The sequence below is a fragment of the Streptomyces sp. PA03-1a genome, from assembly GCF_033792805.1.
Lineage (GTDB): Bacteria > Actinomycetota > Actinomycetes > Streptomycetales > Streptomycetaceae > Actinacidiphila.
In genome coordinates this window covers 1-17003 of record NZ_JARAVO010000214.1, presented here as the reverse complement: position 1 = coordinate 17003, position 17003 = coordinate 1, and the positions used below count along the sequence as shown (strand labels likewise).

Annotated in this window: 12 protein-coding genes and 1 pseudogene; 7 read left to right on the top strand and 6 right to left on the bottom strand. The window is 73.1% G+C overall.

Annotated elements, in window-relative coordinates; all coding sequences use genetic code 11:
• Positions 1 to 428: 428 nt before the first annotated feature.
• The gene (locus tag PV341_RS35090) at positions 429 to 1028 is read right to left on the bottom strand and encodes a hypothetical protein (protein ID WP_499511009.1); all 600 of its coding nucleotides are present in this window, start codon (positions 1026 to 1028) and stop codon (positions 429 to 431) included.
• 190 nt (positions 1029 to 1218) lie between these two features.
• On the opposite strand from PV341_RS35090, the gene PV341_RS35085 reads away from it, so the two are divergent.
• On the top strand, positions 1219 to 3966 hold the full coding sequence (locus tag PV341_RS35085) for a penicillin acylase family protein (protein WP_500359941.1): 2748 nt from the start codon (positions 1219 to 1221) through the stop codon (positions 3964 to 3966).
• Positions 3967 to 4019: 53 nt separating this feature from the next.
• Here PV341_RS35085 and PV341_RS35080 read toward each other — a convergent pair whose 3' ends face one another.
• Positions 4020 to 5324 carry a lipase family protein gene (locus tag PV341_RS35080; RefSeq protein ID WP_500359942.1) on the bottom strand — a complete coding sequence of 435 codons (1305 nt, stop codon included), beginning with the start codon at positions 5322 to 5324 and terminating at the stop codon, positions 4020 to 4022.
• 181 nt (positions 5325 to 5505) lie between these two features.
• On the opposite strand from PV341_RS35080, the gene PV341_RS35075 reads away from it, so the two are divergent.
• Genes PV341_RS35075 through PV341_RS35060 form a run of 4 tightly spaced genes read left to right on the top strand, consistent with a single transcriptional unit; the run spans position 5506 to position 9598 of the window.
• Positions 5506 to 6273 (top strand): SDR family oxidoreductase, encoded by a 768-nt coding sequence (locus PV341_RS35075; RefSeq protein ID WP_500328436.1) that lies wholly within the window; start codon positions 5506 to 5508, stop codon positions 6271 to 6273.
• Positions 6270 to 7925: a long-chain-fatty-acid--CoA ligase gene (locus PV341_RS35070; RefSeq protein ID WP_500359940.1), complete on the top strand. Its 1656-nt coding sequence runs from the start codon at positions 6270 to 6272 to the stop codon at positions 7923 to 7925. The genes PV341_RS35075 and PV341_RS35070 overlap by 4 nt, the downstream gene beginning before the upstream one ends.
• Positions 7926 to 7981: 56 nt before the next feature.
• Positions 7982 to 8590, top strand: a complete 609-nt coding sequence (locus tag PV341_RS35065; RefSeq protein ID WP_499511005.1) for a TetR/AcrR family transcriptional regulator — start codon at positions 7982 to 7984, stop codon at positions 8588 to 8590.
• Between the two features lie 21 nt (positions 8591 to 8611).
• Positions 8612 to 9598 carry an NADPH:quinone oxidoreductase family protein gene (locus PV341_RS35060; protein WP_500328432.1) on the top strand — a complete coding sequence of 329 codons (987 nt, stop codon included), beginning with the start codon at positions 8612 to 8614 and terminating at the stop codon, positions 9596 to 9598.
• Positions 9599 to 9873: 275 nt separating this feature from the next.
• On the opposite strand, the gene PV341_RS35055 is transcribed toward PV341_RS35060, so the two are convergent.
• Both PV341_RS35055 and PV341_RS35050 read right to left on the bottom strand, forming a co-directional pair.
• A complete protein-coding gene (locus PV341_RS35055) occupies positions 9874 to 11097 on the bottom strand; it encodes an acyl-CoA dehydrogenase family protein (protein ID WP_500328430.1) in 1224 nt (407 codons plus the stop codon).
• Positions 11098 to 11100: 3 nt separating this feature from the next.
• Positions 11101 to 12126, bottom strand: a complete 1026-nt coding sequence (locus tag PV341_RS35050) for a phosphotransferase family protein (RefSeq protein WP_500328429.1) — start codon at positions 12124 to 12126, stop codon at positions 11101 to 11103.
• Positions 12127 to 12255: 129 nt separating this feature from the next.
• Between PV341_RS35050 and PV341_RS35045 the strand changes: the two are divergent.
• Together PV341_RS35045 and PV341_RS35040 are read left to right on the top strand one after the other, a co-directional pair.
• Positions 12256 to 13163 (top strand): annotated as a pseudogene (locus PV341_RS35045) (ADP-ribosylglycohydrolase family protein).
• 113 nt (positions 13164 to 13276) lie between these two features.
• On the top strand, positions 13277 to 14566 hold the full coding sequence (locus PV341_RS35040) for a glucarate dehydratase family protein (protein ID WP_500328427.1): 1290 nt from the start codon (positions 13277 to 13279) through the stop codon (positions 14564 to 14566).
• 12 nt (positions 14567 to 14578) lie between these two features.
• Here the strand turns inward: PV341_RS35040 and PV341_RS35035 are convergent, their stop codons facing one another.
• Positions 14579 to 15499: an MBL fold metallo-hydrolase gene (locus tag PV341_RS35035; RefSeq protein ID WP_500328425.1), complete on the bottom strand. Its 921-nt coding sequence runs from the start codon at positions 15497 to 15499 to the stop codon at positions 14579 to 14581.
• 75 nt (positions 15500 to 15574) lie between these two features.
• A complete protein-coding gene (locus tag PV341_RS35030) occupies positions 15575 to 16978 on the bottom strand; it encodes a GntP family permease (protein ID WP_500328423.1) in 1404 nt (467 codons plus the stop codon).
• Positions 16979 to 17003 lie beyond the last annotated feature (25 nt).

Sequence of the window (17003 nt, the reverse complement as noted above, 5' to 3'; positions counted from 1 at the left end):
CCCCAACTCCCCCGCCCCCTCCGTATCGCCGGGCGACCAACGGCCGGTGGGGGGTCAGAGAGCGGTCCGGGGTTGCCGCAAGTGCCTTCTGAACCCCCACCGGCCGTCATGCGCCCCAACCGGCATGAGGGGGTGTGGCGGGGTGCGCCCATGGGGGTTCCCCCGGCCGAAGGCTGGGGGAGACGAGCGGCGGACCCGGTGCCGAATACTGCAGGGGTAAACCGCGAGCGCTGAGGACGTGCGCCGGCGCGGCCCCGACCCAGGCACACGGTGGGCAGGCCCGCACTGACCGCGCAGGGCAATCGGGAGGGCGGGCGGGTGGATGCCCGCCGCAGTGCGCAGCCGCCCGCAACCACAACGGCGCCGCACACGACAACCAGGCCCCACAGAACGCACCTCGGGTCGCAAGCCGGGCACCGCGCGCAGGCTCACCCCGTGGGGGCGAGCGCACCGCGCGCCTCCGCGAGCGCGGCCTCGCAGAGGACCGGGAGCGGGACCACGATCCCGCATCGCCCGCACACGGGCCCCGCCCCTGGGTAGTGGTTGAGCCCGTTCCGCCACCGCAGGTGCGACTCGCCGCAGACCGGGCACCCCGTACCGGGCCCCGCGTCGATCGCCGCGATGATGCGCCGCAGTACGTCGGCCAGCCGGTCGTCGGGGTGGACGCGGGGGTCCTCGCACCAGGCGACCCCGTTGCCGCCCCAGGTGCGCCGGTGCCAGTCGTCGAGCGCGCCAGGCTGCCGGATGCCGTAGAACTTCTCCTCCTTGCGGCGGGCCGCGAACTCCCCCTCGTAGGTGAGCCAGACCGCTCGCGCCTCCTCCAGTTCCGCGAGGGCCGTGACGAGCCGGACCGGGTCCGGCTCGCGGTCGTCGGGCGCGATCCCCGCGCCGGCGCACAGGTGGTCCCAGGTCGCGCGGTGCCCGTACGGCGCGAAGCGCTCGAGGCACCTGCGCAGGTAGGTGCGGCGCTGGGTGGGGGAGCGCCGGGGATCGCGCACCTGTCTGGCGAGGCTCCGGAATCCGGCCATGGTGTGTGCCACCTCCGTCGTCGGTGTCGCATCGCTGTCGAATGGACGTAACGGACGGCGTTCCGGATCCATCCCCGGGGCGGCGAGTTCCAGCCGGGATGGCGTAGCTCAAACGTGACGCATGTTCATCTTACCGGGGGGTCATATTTCGAAGTAACCTGCGTCACACCGCGCTTCGTGAGGAGTGGTCATGCGAGCCAGATTTGGCAGGTTCAGGACAAAAATCAGAACGACCGCCGCAGCGGCGGTCCTCGCCCTGGGTGCGAGCCTCGTCGCCCCGTTGCCCATGGCGGCGCACGCCGCCCCCGTCACCGACTACTGCCAGGGGCGGTGCTCGGACATCCTGCCGCCGGGTGAGAACGGCAACGCCACCCTCGCCCAGATCCTGCTCAACCAGATCTTCGGCACCCAGCCGGAGCACGCGGAGGACCAGCTCGGGCCGTACGCGAACCTGGCCGGCGGGTACCAGAACCTCACCGACGCCACGATCAACAACTTCTTCAACGACGCCTCCTTCGGCGTCCCGTCCGAGCAGGTCGCCTCGACGACCTCGCCCCGCAGCGACGTGACGATCACCCGGGACAAGAAGACCGGGGTGCCGCACATCTCCGGCACGACCCGGTACGGGACGGAGTTCGGGGCCGGGTACGCCGCGGCGCAGGACCGGCTCTGGCTGATGGACCTGTTCCGGCACGTGGGACGCGGCCAGCTGACCTCCTTCGCCGGCGGCGCCCCCGCGAACCAGGGGCTGGAGCAGGAGTTCTGGCGCGCCGCGCCGTACACCGAGGAGGACCTGCAGGCCCAGGTCGACTGGATCGCCACGCAGAACGGGGAGCGCGGCCGGCAGGCGCTGGCCGACGTCAACGCCTACGTCGACGGGATCAACGCCTACATCGCGGCCTCCGACAGCGGCCGCTACTTCCCCGGTGAGTACGTGCTGACCGGCCACAAGGACGCCATCACCAACGCCGGCACCATCGAGAGGTTCAAGTCCACCGACCTGATCGCCCTGGCGTCCGTGATCGGTGCGCTGTTCGGCACCGGAGGCGGTGGCGAGGTGACCAACGCCCTGTCCCTGCTGGCCGCCCAGCAGAAGTACGGGGTCACCGAGGGCACCAGGGTCTGGGAGTCCTTCCGCGAGCGCAACGACCCCGAGGCGGCCCTGACCGTGCACGACGGCCGGAGCTTCCCGTACGCCGTCCGGCCGGAGAACCCGCAGGGGAGGGCGCTGCCCGACGCCGGGAGCGTGACGGTCGAGCCGCTGGTCTACGACCGCACCGGCAGCGCGGGCACCGCGAAGGCGTCCGCGGCCTCGAAGAGCGCCACCACCACGGCCCTGTCCGCCAGCACCCGAGGCATGTCCAACGCGCTGCTGGTCAGCGGCGCGCACACCGCGAGCGGCCACCCGATCGCCGTCTTCGGCCCGCAGACCGGCTACTTCGCGCCACAGCTGCTGATGCTCCAGGAGATCCAGGGCCCCGGCATCAGCGCCCGCGGCGCCTCCTTCGCGGGGCTGAGCATGTACGTGGAGCTGGGCCGTGGCCAGGACTACGCGTGGAGCGCGACCACCTCGGCCCAGGACATCACCGACACCTACACGGTGGAGCTCTGCCAGGACGACGTCCACTACCTCCACCGCGGCACCTGCACGGCCATGGAGAAGCTGGAGCGCAGCAACTCCTGGAAGCCGACGACCGCCGACGGCACCGCGGCCGGTTCCTACCGGATGCAGATCTACCGCACCGAGTACGGCCCGGTGACGCACCGTGCCACGATCGGCGGCAAGAAGGTCGCCTACGTGTCGCTGCGCAGCTCCTACATGCACGAGGCCGACTCGGTCGTCGGCTTCCAGATGCTCAACGACCCGGCCGCCGTCACCGACGCGGCCTCCTTCCAGCAGGCCGTCCAGCACATCAACTACACCTTCAACTGGTTCTACGCCGACTCCCGGCAGGCGGCCTACTTCAACAGCGGCGCCAATCCGGTGCGGGCCGCGGACGTCGACCCGACCTTCCCGGTCCTGGCCGAGCCCGCCTACGAGTGGCGCGGTTTCGACCCCGCCCACAACACCGCCGACTACACGCCCGCCTCGGAGCACCCGCAGTCCGTCGGCCAGGACTACTACGTCTCCTGGAACAACCGGCAGGCCAAGGACTACGACGCGGCCGGGTTCGGCAACGGCTCGGTGCACCGCGGCAACCTCCTGGACGACCGGGTGAAGAAGCTGGTCGCGGCAGGCGGGGTCACGCGGGCCCAGCTGACCAGGGCGATGGCCGACGCGGCCCTGACCGACCTGCGCGGCGAGGACGTGCTGCCCGACCTGCTCAAGGTGCTGCGCAGCGGCACGGTCTCCGACCCCGCGGTGTCCGCGGCCGTCACCAAGCTCTCCGACTGGGCGACCGCCGGCGCCAAGCGCCGGGAGACCTCGCCGGGTTCGCACGCCTACGCCAACGCCGACGCGGTGCGGATCATGGACGCGTGGTGGCCGCTGCTGGTCCAGGCCGAGTTCGAACCGGGCCTGGGGAGCGAGCTGTACGCGGCGCTGACCGCCAACCTCACCGTCGACGAGGCGCCCTCGGCCGGGCACGGCCCGACCGGGTCGCACGCCGGCAGCTCCTTCCAGTACGGCTGGTGGTCCTATGTCGACAAGGACATACGGACGGTGCTCGGCGAACCCGTGCAGGGCGGCCTGGCGCGCCCGTACTGCGGCGGCGGCGACCTCGCGGCCTGCCGGGACGTGCTGAGCGGCACCCTCAAGCAGGCCGCCGCCAGGACCGCTGCCCAGGTGTACCCGGGTGACGAGAACTGCTCGGCCGGCGACCAGTGGTGCGCCGACACGGTCATCCACCGCACCCTCGGCGGCATCAAGCACGGCAAGATCAGCTGGCAGAACCGCCCGACCTACCAGCAGGTCGTGGAGTTCCCCGCCCACCGCTGACCCGTCGTGCACGGCCCGCACGGCCCGCGCGGGCCGGCGCCCGGCCCACGGCCTCAGGCCAGGAGCCGGCCCGCGCGCAACACGATCCGCACCAGCTCGGGGTGGCAGATGTCGCTGTGCGCCCCGGAGGGCGGCCCCCCTCGGCGCACCACGGCCGAGGCGTCCACGCTCACGCACCCGGCCCGGGGGAACGCCCCCCGCAGCGCCTCGGCCAGCGGCACGTCCATGGTGTCGTCGACCGCCTTGATGCCGTCGTGGCCCGTCGCGCCCCAGCGGTCGCCGAGGTCGGGCCCGAACCCCTGGTCGTCACCCGCCAGCCGGGAGGCGATCGGGTACATCGTGCCGAGCGCCGTGTCGTGGCGGGAGTAGCAGGACACCACCGGACCTGCCACCTTGAGCCGGGCGGCGCTCAACGCGCCGCCGTGGGCCCCGTCGTGGGGGAGCCGTGACGCGAACGCGTAGTGCGAGAAGGCGCCCTGGAGCAGGGTCACCGACTTCACGGCGCGTACCCCGTCGGGCAGTCCGCGCAGCGCGTAGGAGACCAGCCGGCCGCCGAAGCTGTGGCCGACCAGGTGGACGGAGAGCGAGGGGTGGGCCCGCGCGAGCCGGCCCAGGAGGGGGCCCAGTCCGCGCTCGCCCACCGTCCCGGCCCGCCGCTTCATCGCGTAGTACGTCGCCTGGCGCAGCATCTCCTTGGCGCCGTTCCACAGCCGGGTCCAGCCGCCGCCCGCCAGCGGCAGCCCGGTGCCGCCCTCCAGGGCCGCCGCGTACTCCTCGCAGGCGGCCACGGGGTCGCCGCACAGGACGGCCGGTTCGGCCCCCGGCGCCGCGTCGGAGGTGTCGTCCGCGCACAGCCCCGCCACGGCCTGCGGCGGCACCCCGGTCAGCTGCCGCACCAGGGCGGCGAACTCCGCGAACGGCTCCTCGCCGTCGGGGCGTTCCTCCAGCAGTTCGGCGATCCGGCGGATCTCGTCCTCGTGGCCGGGGAAGACCGCCACGAGCGCGTCACGGGTGGCCGCGTCGAGCGCCGGCTCGGGCCGCCGCGGTTCCGGGCCGGGCAGGAGGGCGTCGAAGTCGGGGATCGGCTCGTCGGAGAAGCGCATGGAGGGCCACAGCACGCCCGCGTAGCCGATGACCGTGCCGGGCCGGGCGCGGCCGGCGAGCAGTCCGGGGACGGGGGCGAGGAAACGGTCGTAGAGGCTGGTCGCGCCGGAGCGGTCGCTGTTCCAGCCGTGCGAGAAGACCAGCAGGTCGGTGAGGCCCTTCGCGCCGACGCCCGCGGTGAGCCGGTCGCGCTGTGCCCGGTCGGGATCGCCGTCCGCGTCGAAGGTCAGCTCCCAGTACGGCTCGACACTCATTTCCGGCATGACCGTCCCCCTGGCTCGCCCGGACCGATGCGGTCGCATCATCCCAATCCGGCGGGGATGCGGCCATACACCGCGCGAGGGGAATTCCGGCACCCGCGCGGCGCGCCCTTCCCAAGGTCTGACCGACCGCTTAGTATGCCGACGGGAGCCGTTCCGAGCCGAAGGAGACGCGATGGAAGCGCTGCGCGATGCCCGGGTGGTGGTCACCGGTGCCGGAGGCGGGATCGGGGCGGCGCTGGCCCGGAGATTCGCGGCGCACGGCGCGCGCGTCGTCGTCAACGACCTGGACGAGGACGCCGCCAAGACCGTCGCGGACGAGATCGGCGGCATCTGCGTCCCCGGCGACGCCTCGGCGGTCGTCGAGCCGGCCCGCGCGGCGCTCGGCGGGGGCATCGACGTGTTCTGCGCCAACGCCGGCATCGGCGCCATGGCCGGGGCCGAGGCCGACGACGCCGTCTGGGAACGGGTCTGGGACGTCAACGTCATGGCGCACGTGCGCGCCGCCCGCGCGCTGCTCCCGGAGTGGCTGGAGCGCGGCGAGGGCCGCTTCATCGCCACCGTCTCCGCCGCCGGGCTGCTGACGATGGTCGGCGACGCCCCCTACTCGGTCACCAAGCACGGCGCGCTCGCCTTCGCCGAGTGGCTCGCCGTCACCTACCGCCACCGGGGCGTGCGCGTCCACGCCGTCTGCCCGCAGGGGGTGCGCACCGACATGCTGCGCGCGGCAGGGCACGCCGGCGACCTCGTGCTCGCCCCCACCGCCATCGAGCCGGAGGACGTCGCCGAGGCCGTGTTCCAGGGCATCGCCGACGAGCGCTTCCTGATCCTGCCGCACCCCGAGGCGGGCGCCTACTACACCGCCCGCGCCGGGGACACCGACCGCTGGATCGACGGCATGAACCGGGTGCAGCGGAAGCTGGAGGAGGGCCGCGACGCGTGAGCCCGTACGACGGCAAGCCCTGGCTGCGGCACTTCGCCGAGGAGCTGCACACCCTCCCCGACCCGCCGGTCACCCTGCTGCACGCGTTCCGCGAGGTCGTCGCCCGCGTCCCCGGCCGCACCGCGCTCGCGTACTTCGACGGCCGGCTGACCTACCGCGCGCTCGACGAACTGTCCGATGGGCTCGCCCGGCGCCTGGCCGCCCGCGGCTTCGCGCGCGGCGACCGGCTGGCGATCGTCCTGCAGAACGTGCCGCAGTTCGCCGTCGCCCTGCTCGGCGCCTGGAAGGCCGGCGGTACGGTCGTGCCCGTCAACCCCATGTACAAGGAGCGTGAACTCGCCCACGTACTGGAGGACGCCGGGGTGACCGCCCTGGTCTGCTCCGACCGCGCCTGGGACACGCACGTCCGCCGGACCGCGGCCGGTTCACCGGTGCGGATCCCGCTGACGACCAGTGAACTCGACCTGCAGACCCGGAACGACGCGCGCGTCCTGCCGGAGCGGCGCACACCGGCGGACGACGCGGAGGACCTACTCGCCGCCGCCCGCGCGGGCACCGCAGGACCGGCGCTGCCCGACCCCGGCCTGACCGCCGGCGACATCGCGCTGATCAGTTACACCTCGGGCACCAGCGGCGTCCCCAAGGGCGCGATGAACACCCACGGCAACATCAGCTACAACGCCGACCGGCAGCGCGCGCACAGCGTCCTGCCCGACGGCGCCACGCTCTTCGCGCTCGCCCCGCTGTTCCACATCACCGGCATGGTCTGCCAGCTGGCCGCCGGCCTCGCCGCGGGCTCCACCGTGGCACTGGCCCACCGCTTCGAGCCGGGCGTCGTCCTCGACGCGCTGCGCGAGCACCGTCCGGCGTACATGGTCGGCCCCTCCACCGCCTACATGGCGCTCATGGCCCGGCCCGACGCCACCGCCGAGGACTTCTCCTCCTTCCACCTGCTCTACTCCGGCGGCGCCCCTGTGCCGCCCGCGCTGGTCGCCGCCTTCCGCGACCGCTTCGGCCACTACCTGCGCAACGGATACGGCCTCACCGAGTGCACCGCGCCCTGCGCCAGCGTCCCGGCCGGTCTGGAGGCCCCGGTCGACCCGGTCTCCGGGACGCTCTCGGCCGGCGTCCCCGGCCCCGGCACGCTGGTGCGCATCGTCGACGACAAGGGCGCCGACGTGCCCTTCGGCGAGCACGGGGAGATCGCCGTCCGCGGGCCCATGGTCGTACCGGGCTACTGGAACCGGCCCGAGGCCTCGCAGGAGGCCCTGCCCGGCGGCGAGCTGCGCACCGGCGACATCGGCTTCATGGACGAGGAGGGCTGGCTCTACGTCGTCGACCGCAAGAAGGACATGATCAACGCGTCCGGCTTCAAGGTGTGGCCGCGCGAGGTCGAGGACGTCCTGTACACGCACCCCGCCGTGCGCGAGGCGGCCGTGGTCGGGGTCCCCGACGCCTACCGGGGCGAGTCGGTGAAGGCCTTCGTCAGCCTCCGGCCGGGGGCCGCGGCGGACCCGGCCGAGCTGATCGGGTACTGCAGGGAGCACCTCGCGGCGTACAAGTACCCCCGCGAGATCGAGGTCCTGCCCGAGCTGCCCAAGACGTCGAGCGGCAAGATCCTCCGCAGGGAGCTGCGCGCACGGCGGGATTGAGTCACATACCGGTCGGTATGCTGTCCGGGCGCACCGGTACGGAGAGAGGGCAGGCCATGGCACGGAGCACCACCCCACCCAAGGCGACCACGACCGCGGTACCCCAGCGGCTGCTCGCCGAGGCCACCCGCCTCTTCGCCGAGCGCGGATACGACCGGACGTCGGTGCAGGAGATCGTCGAGGCGGCCGGCGTCACCAAGGGCGCGCTCTACCACTACTTCGGCAGCAAGGACGACCTCCTGCACGAGATCTACGGGCGCGTGCTGCGGCTGCAGATGCAGCGCCTGGAGGCGATCGCCGGCAAGGAGACGGCTCCGGTGGCGGAACGCCTGGTCGAGGCCGCCGCCGACGTCGTCGTCACCAGCATCGGCAACCTCGACGACACCAAGATCTTCTTCCGGTCGATGCACCAGCTCAGCCCGGAGAAGCAGAAGGCGGTGCGGGCCGACCGCCGCCGCTACCACGAGAAGTTCCGCGCACTGGTCGAGGAGGGGCAGCGCGAGGGCGTGTTCCGGCAGGAGGTCCGGCCGGATCTCGTCGTCGACTTCTTCTTCGGCGCCGTGCACCACCTCGGCACCTGGTACCGGGAGGACGGGCCGCTCTCCGCCGACCAGGTCGCCGCCGACTTCGCAGACATGCTGCTGCACTCCGTGCGGCAGCCCTGAACCGAACCGGGAGCAGACCGCATGAAGGCATGGCGAGTGCACGAGAACGGGGAGCCGCGCGCGGCGATGCGCCTGGACGAGGTCCCCGACCCGCAGCCGGGCCCCGGTGAACTGCTCCTGAAGGTCCGCGCGGCCAACGTCAACTTCCCCGACGCGCTGCTCTGCCGCGGGCACTACCAGGTGCGGCCGCCGCTGCCGTTCACCCCGGGCGTCGAGTTCTGCGGTGAGGTCGTCGCGACCGGCGAGGGGGTCACCGGGCACGTCGCCGGCGACCGGGTCATCGCCCCGGCGGCGCTGCCCGGCGGTGCCTTCGCCGAACTCGCCGTCGTCCCCGCCGCGAGCGTGCTGCCCGCGCCCCCCGCGCTGGACGACGCCGAGGCCGCCGCCCTCCACATCGGTTACCAGACCGGCTGGTTCGGGCTGCACCGGCGGGCGGGGCTCCGGGCCGGCGAGATCCTGCTCGTGCACGCAGCGGCGGGCGGTGTCGGCAGCGCCGCCGTCCAGCTCGGCAAGGCGGCGGGCGCCACGGTGATCGGCGTGGTCGGCGGGCCCGAGAAGGCCAAGGCCGCCCGCGAACTGGGCGCCGACGTCGTCGTGGACCGGACCTGCGAGGACTTCGTGGCCGTCGTCAAGGAGGCCACCGGCGGACGCGGCGCCGACGTCGTGTACGACCCGGTGGGCGGCGAGGCCTACACCCGGTCCACCAAGTGCATCGCCTTCGAGGGCCGCATCCTGGTCGTGGGCTTCACCAGTGGCACGATCCCCAGCCCCGGCCTCAACCACGCGCTGGTCAAGAACTACTCCATCGTCGGCCTGCACTGGGGCCTGTACAACGCCCACGACCCCGCCGCCGTGCGCGGCTGCCACGACGAGCTCACCCGTCTCGCCGCCGAGGGCGCGATCAAGCCCCTCGTCAGCGAGCGCGTCGCCCTGGAGGGTGCCGCGGACGCCGTCCAGCGGGTCGCCGACGGCACGACGACCGGCCGCGTGGTGGTCCTGCCCGGCTGATCGCGCAGCGCGGAGCCGGAGCGCCGTGGCCGGGTGCCGTCGCGGCAGCCGTGCCCCCGCTCGCCGAAGCGGTCGCCGAGCGGTGCGCCCAGGGGTTCGGACGTCACACGACGCGGGCCGGCGCGCGGACGGACCGAGGTGGAGGATCGGCCCCGGGGGCGTGCCGCCCGCGCGTTCGGCGGCGGCCGTGACACCGGTTGCGCGGAATCCGCACCGCGCGGGGGCGGCTCCCCCGGGGGCAGGAGCCCGGTGGAGCCGCCGTCCTGCGTGCCGCGTCAGGCGTTCTCGGCGTACCGCTTCAGTTCACGGCGGGCCAGGGAGCGCTTGTGGACCTCGTCGGGGCCGTCGGCCAGCCGCAGCGTGCGGGCCGCCGCGTACAGCTCGGCCAGCGGGAAGTCCTGGCTGACGCCGCCCGCGCCGTGCAGCTGGATGGCGCGGTCGAGGATCAGCCCGACCTTCTCCGGGGTGGCGATCTTGATGGCCTGGATCTCGGTGTGGGCGCCCCGGTTGCCGACGGTGTCCATCAGCCAGGCGGTCTTGAGCACCAGCAGCCGCAGCTGCTCGATCTCCACCCGGGCCTCGGCGATCCACTCCTGGACGACCCCCTGCGCCGCCAGCGGCCTGCCGAAGGCGACACGCCCTGTGGCACGCCGGCACATCAGCTCCACCGCCCGTTCGGCCATGCCGATCAGCCGCATGCAGTGGTGGATGCGGCCCGGGCCCAGCCGCGCCTGGGCGATGGCGAAGCCGCCGCCCTCCTCGCCGATCAGGTTCTCCGCGGGGACGCGCACGTCGTGGAAGACGACCTCCGCATGGCCGCCGTGGTCGCCGTCGTCGTAGCCGAACACCCGCATGCCGCGGCGCACTTCGAGGCCGGGGGTGTCGCGCGGCACCAGGACCATGCTCTGCTGGCGGTGCCGGTCCGCGGCCGGGTCGGTCTTGCCCATGACGATGAAGATCTGGCACCGAGGGTTCATCGCGCCGGAGATGTACCACTTGCGGCCGTTGATGACGTACTCGTCGCCGACCCGCTCGATCCGCGTCTCGATGTTGGTCGCGTCGGACGAGGCGACGTCGGGCTCGGTCATCGCGAAGGCCGAGCGGATCTCGCCCGCGAGCAGCGGCTCCAGCCAGGTCTTGCGCTGCTCCTCGCTGCCGAACTCGCTCAGCACCTCCATGTTGCCGGTGTCCGGCGCGGCGCAGTTGAGGGCCGGCGGGGCGAGGTGCGGGCTGCGGCCGGTGATCTCGGCCAGCGGCGCGTACTGGAGGTTGGTGAGCCCGGCGCCGCGCTCGCCGGGGAGGAAGAGGTTCCACAGCCCGCGCTCGCGCGCCATGGCCTTCAGTTCCTCCACGACCGGCGGCGCCGACCACACGGCCTCTCCCTCGGCCTCCTCGCGCTGCCGGTGGAAGACCGGTTCCGCCGGGTACACGTGCTCGTCCATGAACGCGAGCAGCCGCTCGCGCAGTTCCTCGGTCCTGGCGTCGTACGCGAAATCCATGGCTCAGCCTTCCTGAAGCGTCCGCAGGCCGTTGTCGATGAAGGCCGGGACCAGGGCGCCGATCCGGTCGAAGCCGGCGCCGAGGGTCTGGCCGAGGGTGTAGCGGTAGTGGATGCCCTCGAGGATCACCGCAAGCTTGAAGTAGGCGAAGGCGGTGTACCAGGCGACCGAGGACACGTCCCGGCCGGAGCCGGCCGCGTAGCGCTCGACCAGCTCGGCGGGGGAGGGGTGGCCGGGCGCGCCACCGGTGACGGAGACGGGGGTGCCGGGGGTGGGGCGCAGCTCGCTGTACATGAGCAGCAGCCCGAGGTCGGTGAGCGGGTCGCCGAGGGTGGACATCTCCCAGTCGAGGATGGCCCGGACGGTGTCGTCGGCGCCGATCAGGACGTTGTCGAGCCGGTAGTCGCCGTGCACGACCGCCGCCGGCGCGGAGGCGGGCAGGCGTGTGCCGAGCAGCGCCGCGAGTTCGTCGATGCCCGCCAGCTCGCGGCTGCGCGAGGCGTCGAGCTGCTTGCCCCAGCGGCGCAACTGCCGCTCCAGGAAGCCCTCGGGCCTGCCGAAGTCGTCCAGTCCCACCGCTTGCGGGTCCACGGCGTGCAGCGCCACCAGGGTGTCCACCAGTCGCAGCACGATGTCCCGGGTGCGCTCCGGCCCGAGCGCCGCGAGCTGTCCCTCGGTGCGGTAGGGCGTGCCCTCGACGAAGTCCATGACGTAGAAGGGCGCGCCGATGACCTCGGGGTTTTCGCAGAGGAGCACCGCCCCCGGGACGGGGACGGGGGTGTCGTGCAGGGCGCTGATGACCCGGTGCTCGCGGGTCATGTCGTGCGCCGTCGCCAGGACGTGGCCGAGCGGGGGGCGCCGGACGACCCAGCGGGAGACGCCGTCGGTCACCGCGTAGGTCAGGTTCGACCGGCCGCCCTCGATGAGCTCGCCGTCGAGCGCGCCCGCCACCAGCCCGGGCCGCTCGGCGTCGAGGTGCCGCCGCAGCCGCTCCAGGTCGAGTCCCGGTGGGTTCTCCGTCCCGCTCATCCTTGCTCCTCGCCACTGCCAAAGCTGTCCCGGCTATCATGCCGACCAGTCGGTATGTCGTCCAGTCCGCCGCCCCGTCCGCCGCGAAATCCAGGTGCCCGCGGTTCCCGGCGCTGCGAGACTGACGCCATGATCCCGCCCGCCGCCCTCGACTCGCTGTACGGACTGGCCCATGGCGACGCCTTCGGCGACCGCTGGTTCTTCCTCCCGCGCGAGGAGCGGGAGGGCGGCATCGCGCAGCGGATCACCCCCGAGGACGTTCCCTGGTACTGGACCGACGACACCGCCCAGGCCCTGGCGCTGTTCGGGCACCTCGAGGCGCACGGCGGAACCGTCGGGCAGGACGCCCTCGCGGCCGGTCTCGCCGCGACGTACGCCGCCGACCCGTACCGCAAGTACGGACCCTCCATGCACGACGTCCTGCGCCGCATCGGCGCCGGGGAGCCCTGGGCGGACGTCGTGGGCGGGCAGTTCGGCGGGCAGGGCTCGTACGGCAACGGAGCCGCGATGCGGGTCGCCCCGCTGGGTGCGTGGCTCGCCGCCGACCTGGAGGGTGCCGCCGGCGCCGCCGCCGCGCAGGCGGCCGTGTCCCACCACCACCCCGAGGCCGCCGCCGGAGCCGTCGCCGTGGCGCTCGCGGCCCGCAGCCGTGGCGGCCCGGCCCCGGAGGACCTGCTGACGGCGGTGGCCGACCGGCTCCCCGACAGCGACGTGCGCTCCGGCCTGCGCACCGCGGGCCGCTTCCCCGAGGGCACCTCGGTGCGGCACGCGGCCGAGGTCCTGGGCTCCGGTTACGGGGTCTCGGCGCCCGACACCGTCCCCTTCGCGCTGTGTGGTGCGCCGCGCGGCACCTGGACGACCTGGAGGGCGGCCTGTGGCACACCGTCGCCGGGCTCGGCGACATGGACACCACCTGTGCCATCGCCGGCGGGGTCATCGCCGCCCGCACGGGTGTCGCCTCGCTGCCGCCCGACTGGCGTGCGGCGTTGGAGCCGCTGCCGGACTGGGTCCCGGCGCCGTCCGGCGGACCGGCGTAGCGCCGCCGACCTGCGCGTTCTTGACGGGCATCCGGACGCCGCCTAGGGTCGCGTTCTGGTGGACGTATGGAATTCACATATGCGAACGAGATGAACGCGAGGGGTGGCGTGCAGTGACACAGCACAGGGACCTGACGATCACGGGGGTGCGTCTCACCCCCGTCCTCATCTCCGACCCGCCGCTGCTCAACACCCAAGGCGTGCACCAGCCCTACACCCCACGCCTGATCGTCGAGGTGACCACCGCGAGCGGCGTGAGCGGCGTCGGGGAGACCTACGGCGACACCCGCTACCTCGAACCCGCCCGGCAGCTGGCGGATGCCCTGCCGGGCTGCCGCGTCGACGACCTCAACAACCTGCCGTCGCTCGCGGCGCTGGTGTGCGCGCCCCCCGAGGGGATCTCCGACGCGGTGGACGCGGGCGGACTGCGCGGTGTCCAGACCGCCGACAAATTGCTGCTCTCGGTGGTCTCGGCCTTCGAGGTGGCCTGCCTGGACGCCCTCGGCAAGGTGCTAGGGCTGCCCGTGCACGCCCTGCTCGGCGGGAAGGTCCGCGACACCGTCGACTACAGCGCCTACCTCTTCTACCGCTGGGCCGGACACCCCGGAGGCCAGGGCGAGAAGGACGACTGGGACGCCGCGCTGGACCCGGCCGGGGTGGTGGCTCAGGCCCGCAGGCTGGTGCGCGAGCACGGCTTCACCTCGTTCAAGCTGAAGGGCGGGGTGTTCGCGCCGGAGGAGGAGATCGCCGCCGTACGGGCCCTGGCGGAGGCGTTCCCCGAGCAGCCGCTGCGGCTGGACCCCAACGGCGCCTGGTCGGTGGAGACCTCGCTGCACGTGGCGCGGGAGCTCGGCGACGTCCTGGAGTACCTGGAGGACCCGGCCACGGGCACCGCCCTGATGGCCGAGGTCTCCGCCGGCACCGACGTGCCGCTCGCCACCAACATGTGCGTGACGACCTTCCCCGAGATCGCCGAGGCCTTCGCCAAGGACGCGGTCCAGATCGTGCTCTCCGACCACCACTACTGGGGCGGGCTGCGCAACACCCGCGAACTGGCCACCATCTGCCGCACCTTCGGGGTCGGCCTGTCGATGCACTCCAACACCCACCTGGGCATCAGCCTGGCCGCCATGACCCATGTCGCCGCCACCGTGCCCGGGCTGCACCACGCCTGCGACTCGCACTACCCCTGGCAGACCGAGGACGTCATCACCCGCCGCCACGAGTTCCGCGGCGGCCGGCTGCCCGTCTCCGACGCCCCCGGCCTGGGGGTGGAAGTGGACCGTACGGCCCTGGACGCCCTGCACCGGCGCTGGCTGGACGACGACGGCACCTTCCACGAGCGCGACGACGCCGCCGCCATGCGCAAGGCCGAGCCCGGCTGGGTCGCCCGCCGCTGGTGACCCGGGCGGGCCTCAGGCCAGGCACTCCGGGATCCGGCCGCCGTTCAGCACGGCCATGTCGGTGATCACGGGCATCAGGTCCAGCGGCGAGCCGAGCGGCAGGCCGTCCAGCTCCGCGTACGCGCGGTGCAGGTTGGCGACCAGCCGCTCCGGCTCGCGCAGCGTCGCGAACTCGCCGAGGTCGGCCGCCCGCGCGACCTCCATCGGCGTCCGTCCCGCCTTGTGGCCATCGGCCGCCAGTTCGGCCACGAAGCGCAGGTAGCCCTCGACGGTGGCGTAGACCGAGGGGTCGCAGATGCCGCCGTGCCCCGGCACGACGACCTCGGCGTCGAGCGAGCGCAGCACCTCCAGGGCACGCAGCGAGCCCTCCAGCGAGCCCATGGGGACGAACGGGGCGCCGCCGTTGAAGACCAGGTCGCCGGTGAAGACGACCTTGCGCCCCGGGAGCCAGACGATCGTGTCACCGAGGGTGTGGGCCACCCCGGGGTGCAGGAGCTGGACCTCCTCCTCGCCGACGTGGAGGGTCAGCCGGTCCTCGTAGGTGACCGTCGCCGGGAGCACCGGCACCTCGCCGTACTCCACGTCCGGCCAGATCGCGTGGAGCTGGTGCCCGGCCGCGACCTGCTCGGTGACGCACGCGGAGTGCCCGACGATCCGGGCCCCCTCCGCGAAGACGGCGTTGCCGTAGGTGTGGTCACCGTGGTGGTGGGTGTTGACCACGTGCGCGGGCATCGGCGCGCCGGAGGCGAGGAGGGCCTCGCGCAGCAGCAGGGCCCGGCGCTCGGTGGCCGCGGTGTCGACCAGCAGCGTCGTGTGCCCGTCGGTCACCCAGCCCGCGTTGTTGAGGCACCAGCCCCCGTCCGGCTGGACGTAGGCCTGGACCCCGGGAGCGACCTCCACGGTGAACGGGTGCTCGGTGTGCAGCTGTGACATATTGACGCCCTTCCCTGGTCAGACGCATGGAACGTATCAGGGAAGGGCGTCCGGACGGCGACGCGGGGGCGTCGCCTACAAGACGAGCGAGAGCAGCAGGACGAATACGATGCCGACGACGGAGATGACGGTCTCCATGGCGGACCAGGACTTCAGGGTCTGCGGGACGTTCATCCCGAAGTACTCCTTCACCAGCCAGAAGCCCGCGTCGTTGACGTGCGAGAAGAACAGCGAGCCGGCGCCGACGGCGAGCACCAGCAGCGCGGCGTGCGTCGAGGTCATGCCCTCGGCCAGCGGCGCGACCAGACCCGCGGCGGAGATGGTGGCCACGGTGGCGGAGCCGGTGGCGACGCGGATCAGGACGGCGATCAGCCAGGCCAGCAGCAGCGGCGAGATGTTCCAGCCGTCCGACCAGTTCAGGATCATGTTGCCGATGCCGGCGTCGATGAGGGTCTGCTTGAAGCCGCCGCCCGCGCCGACGATCAGCAGGATGCCGGCGATCGGGCCGAGCGACTTCTCCACCGTCGTGGAGATCCGCTCCTTGGTGAAGCCGGCCGCCCGGCCCAGGGTGAACATGCCCAGGACCACGGCGGACAGCAGGGCGATCAGCGGCGAGCCGATGACGTCGAAGATCCGGAAGACCAGGCTGCCCTGGTCGTCGACGAGGACGTCCACCAGCGCCTTGCCGAGCATCAGCACCACCGGCAGCAGCATCGTGGCCACGGTGGCGGTGAAGCCCGGACGCTTCTCCAGGTCGTCCGAGGCCCGGGTGGGGGTGAGGTGCTCGGGCGGGGTGACCTTCACCCAGCGGTCGGCGAACCGCCCGAAGAGCGGGCCGGCTATCGCCACGGTGGGCAGCGCGACGAGCACGCCGAGCGCGAGGGTGGTGCCGAGGTCGGCGTGGATGGAGTCGATCGCGGCGAGCGGGCCGGGGTGCGGCGGCACCAGTCCGTGCATCACGGACAGACCCGCCAGTGCCGGGACGCCGATCCGGATCAGGGAGTGGTTGCCGCGCCGGGCCACCAGCAGCACGACCGGGATCAGCAGCACGATGCCGACCTCGAAGAAGAGCGGCAGCCCGATCAGGCCGGCGATCAGCGCCATCGCCCACGGCAGGCGCCGTTCGCTGGTCCTGGCGAGGATCGTGTCGACGATCTGGTCGGCGCCGCCGGAGTCGGCGAGCAGCTTGCCGAGGATCGCGCCGAGCGCGATGAGGACGCCCACGCCGGCGACGGTCGTGCCGAGGCCGGTGGTGAAGCTGGTGATGGTCTTGGCGAGGGGGGCGCCAGCGACGGCACCGAGGACACCGGTGCCGATGGTGAGGGCGAGGAAGGCGTGCATCTTCCAGCGGGTGATCAGCAGGACGATCACCGCGATGCCGGCGAGCGCGGCGAGGGCGAGCTGGGTGTCGCCCGCGCTGGTGATCGGCTCCGTCGCCGCCGGCGCCGCGGCCAGCAACTCGGCGCTGAGTGCAGACACGTTCTACTCCGTGGGGGGGTGGGGG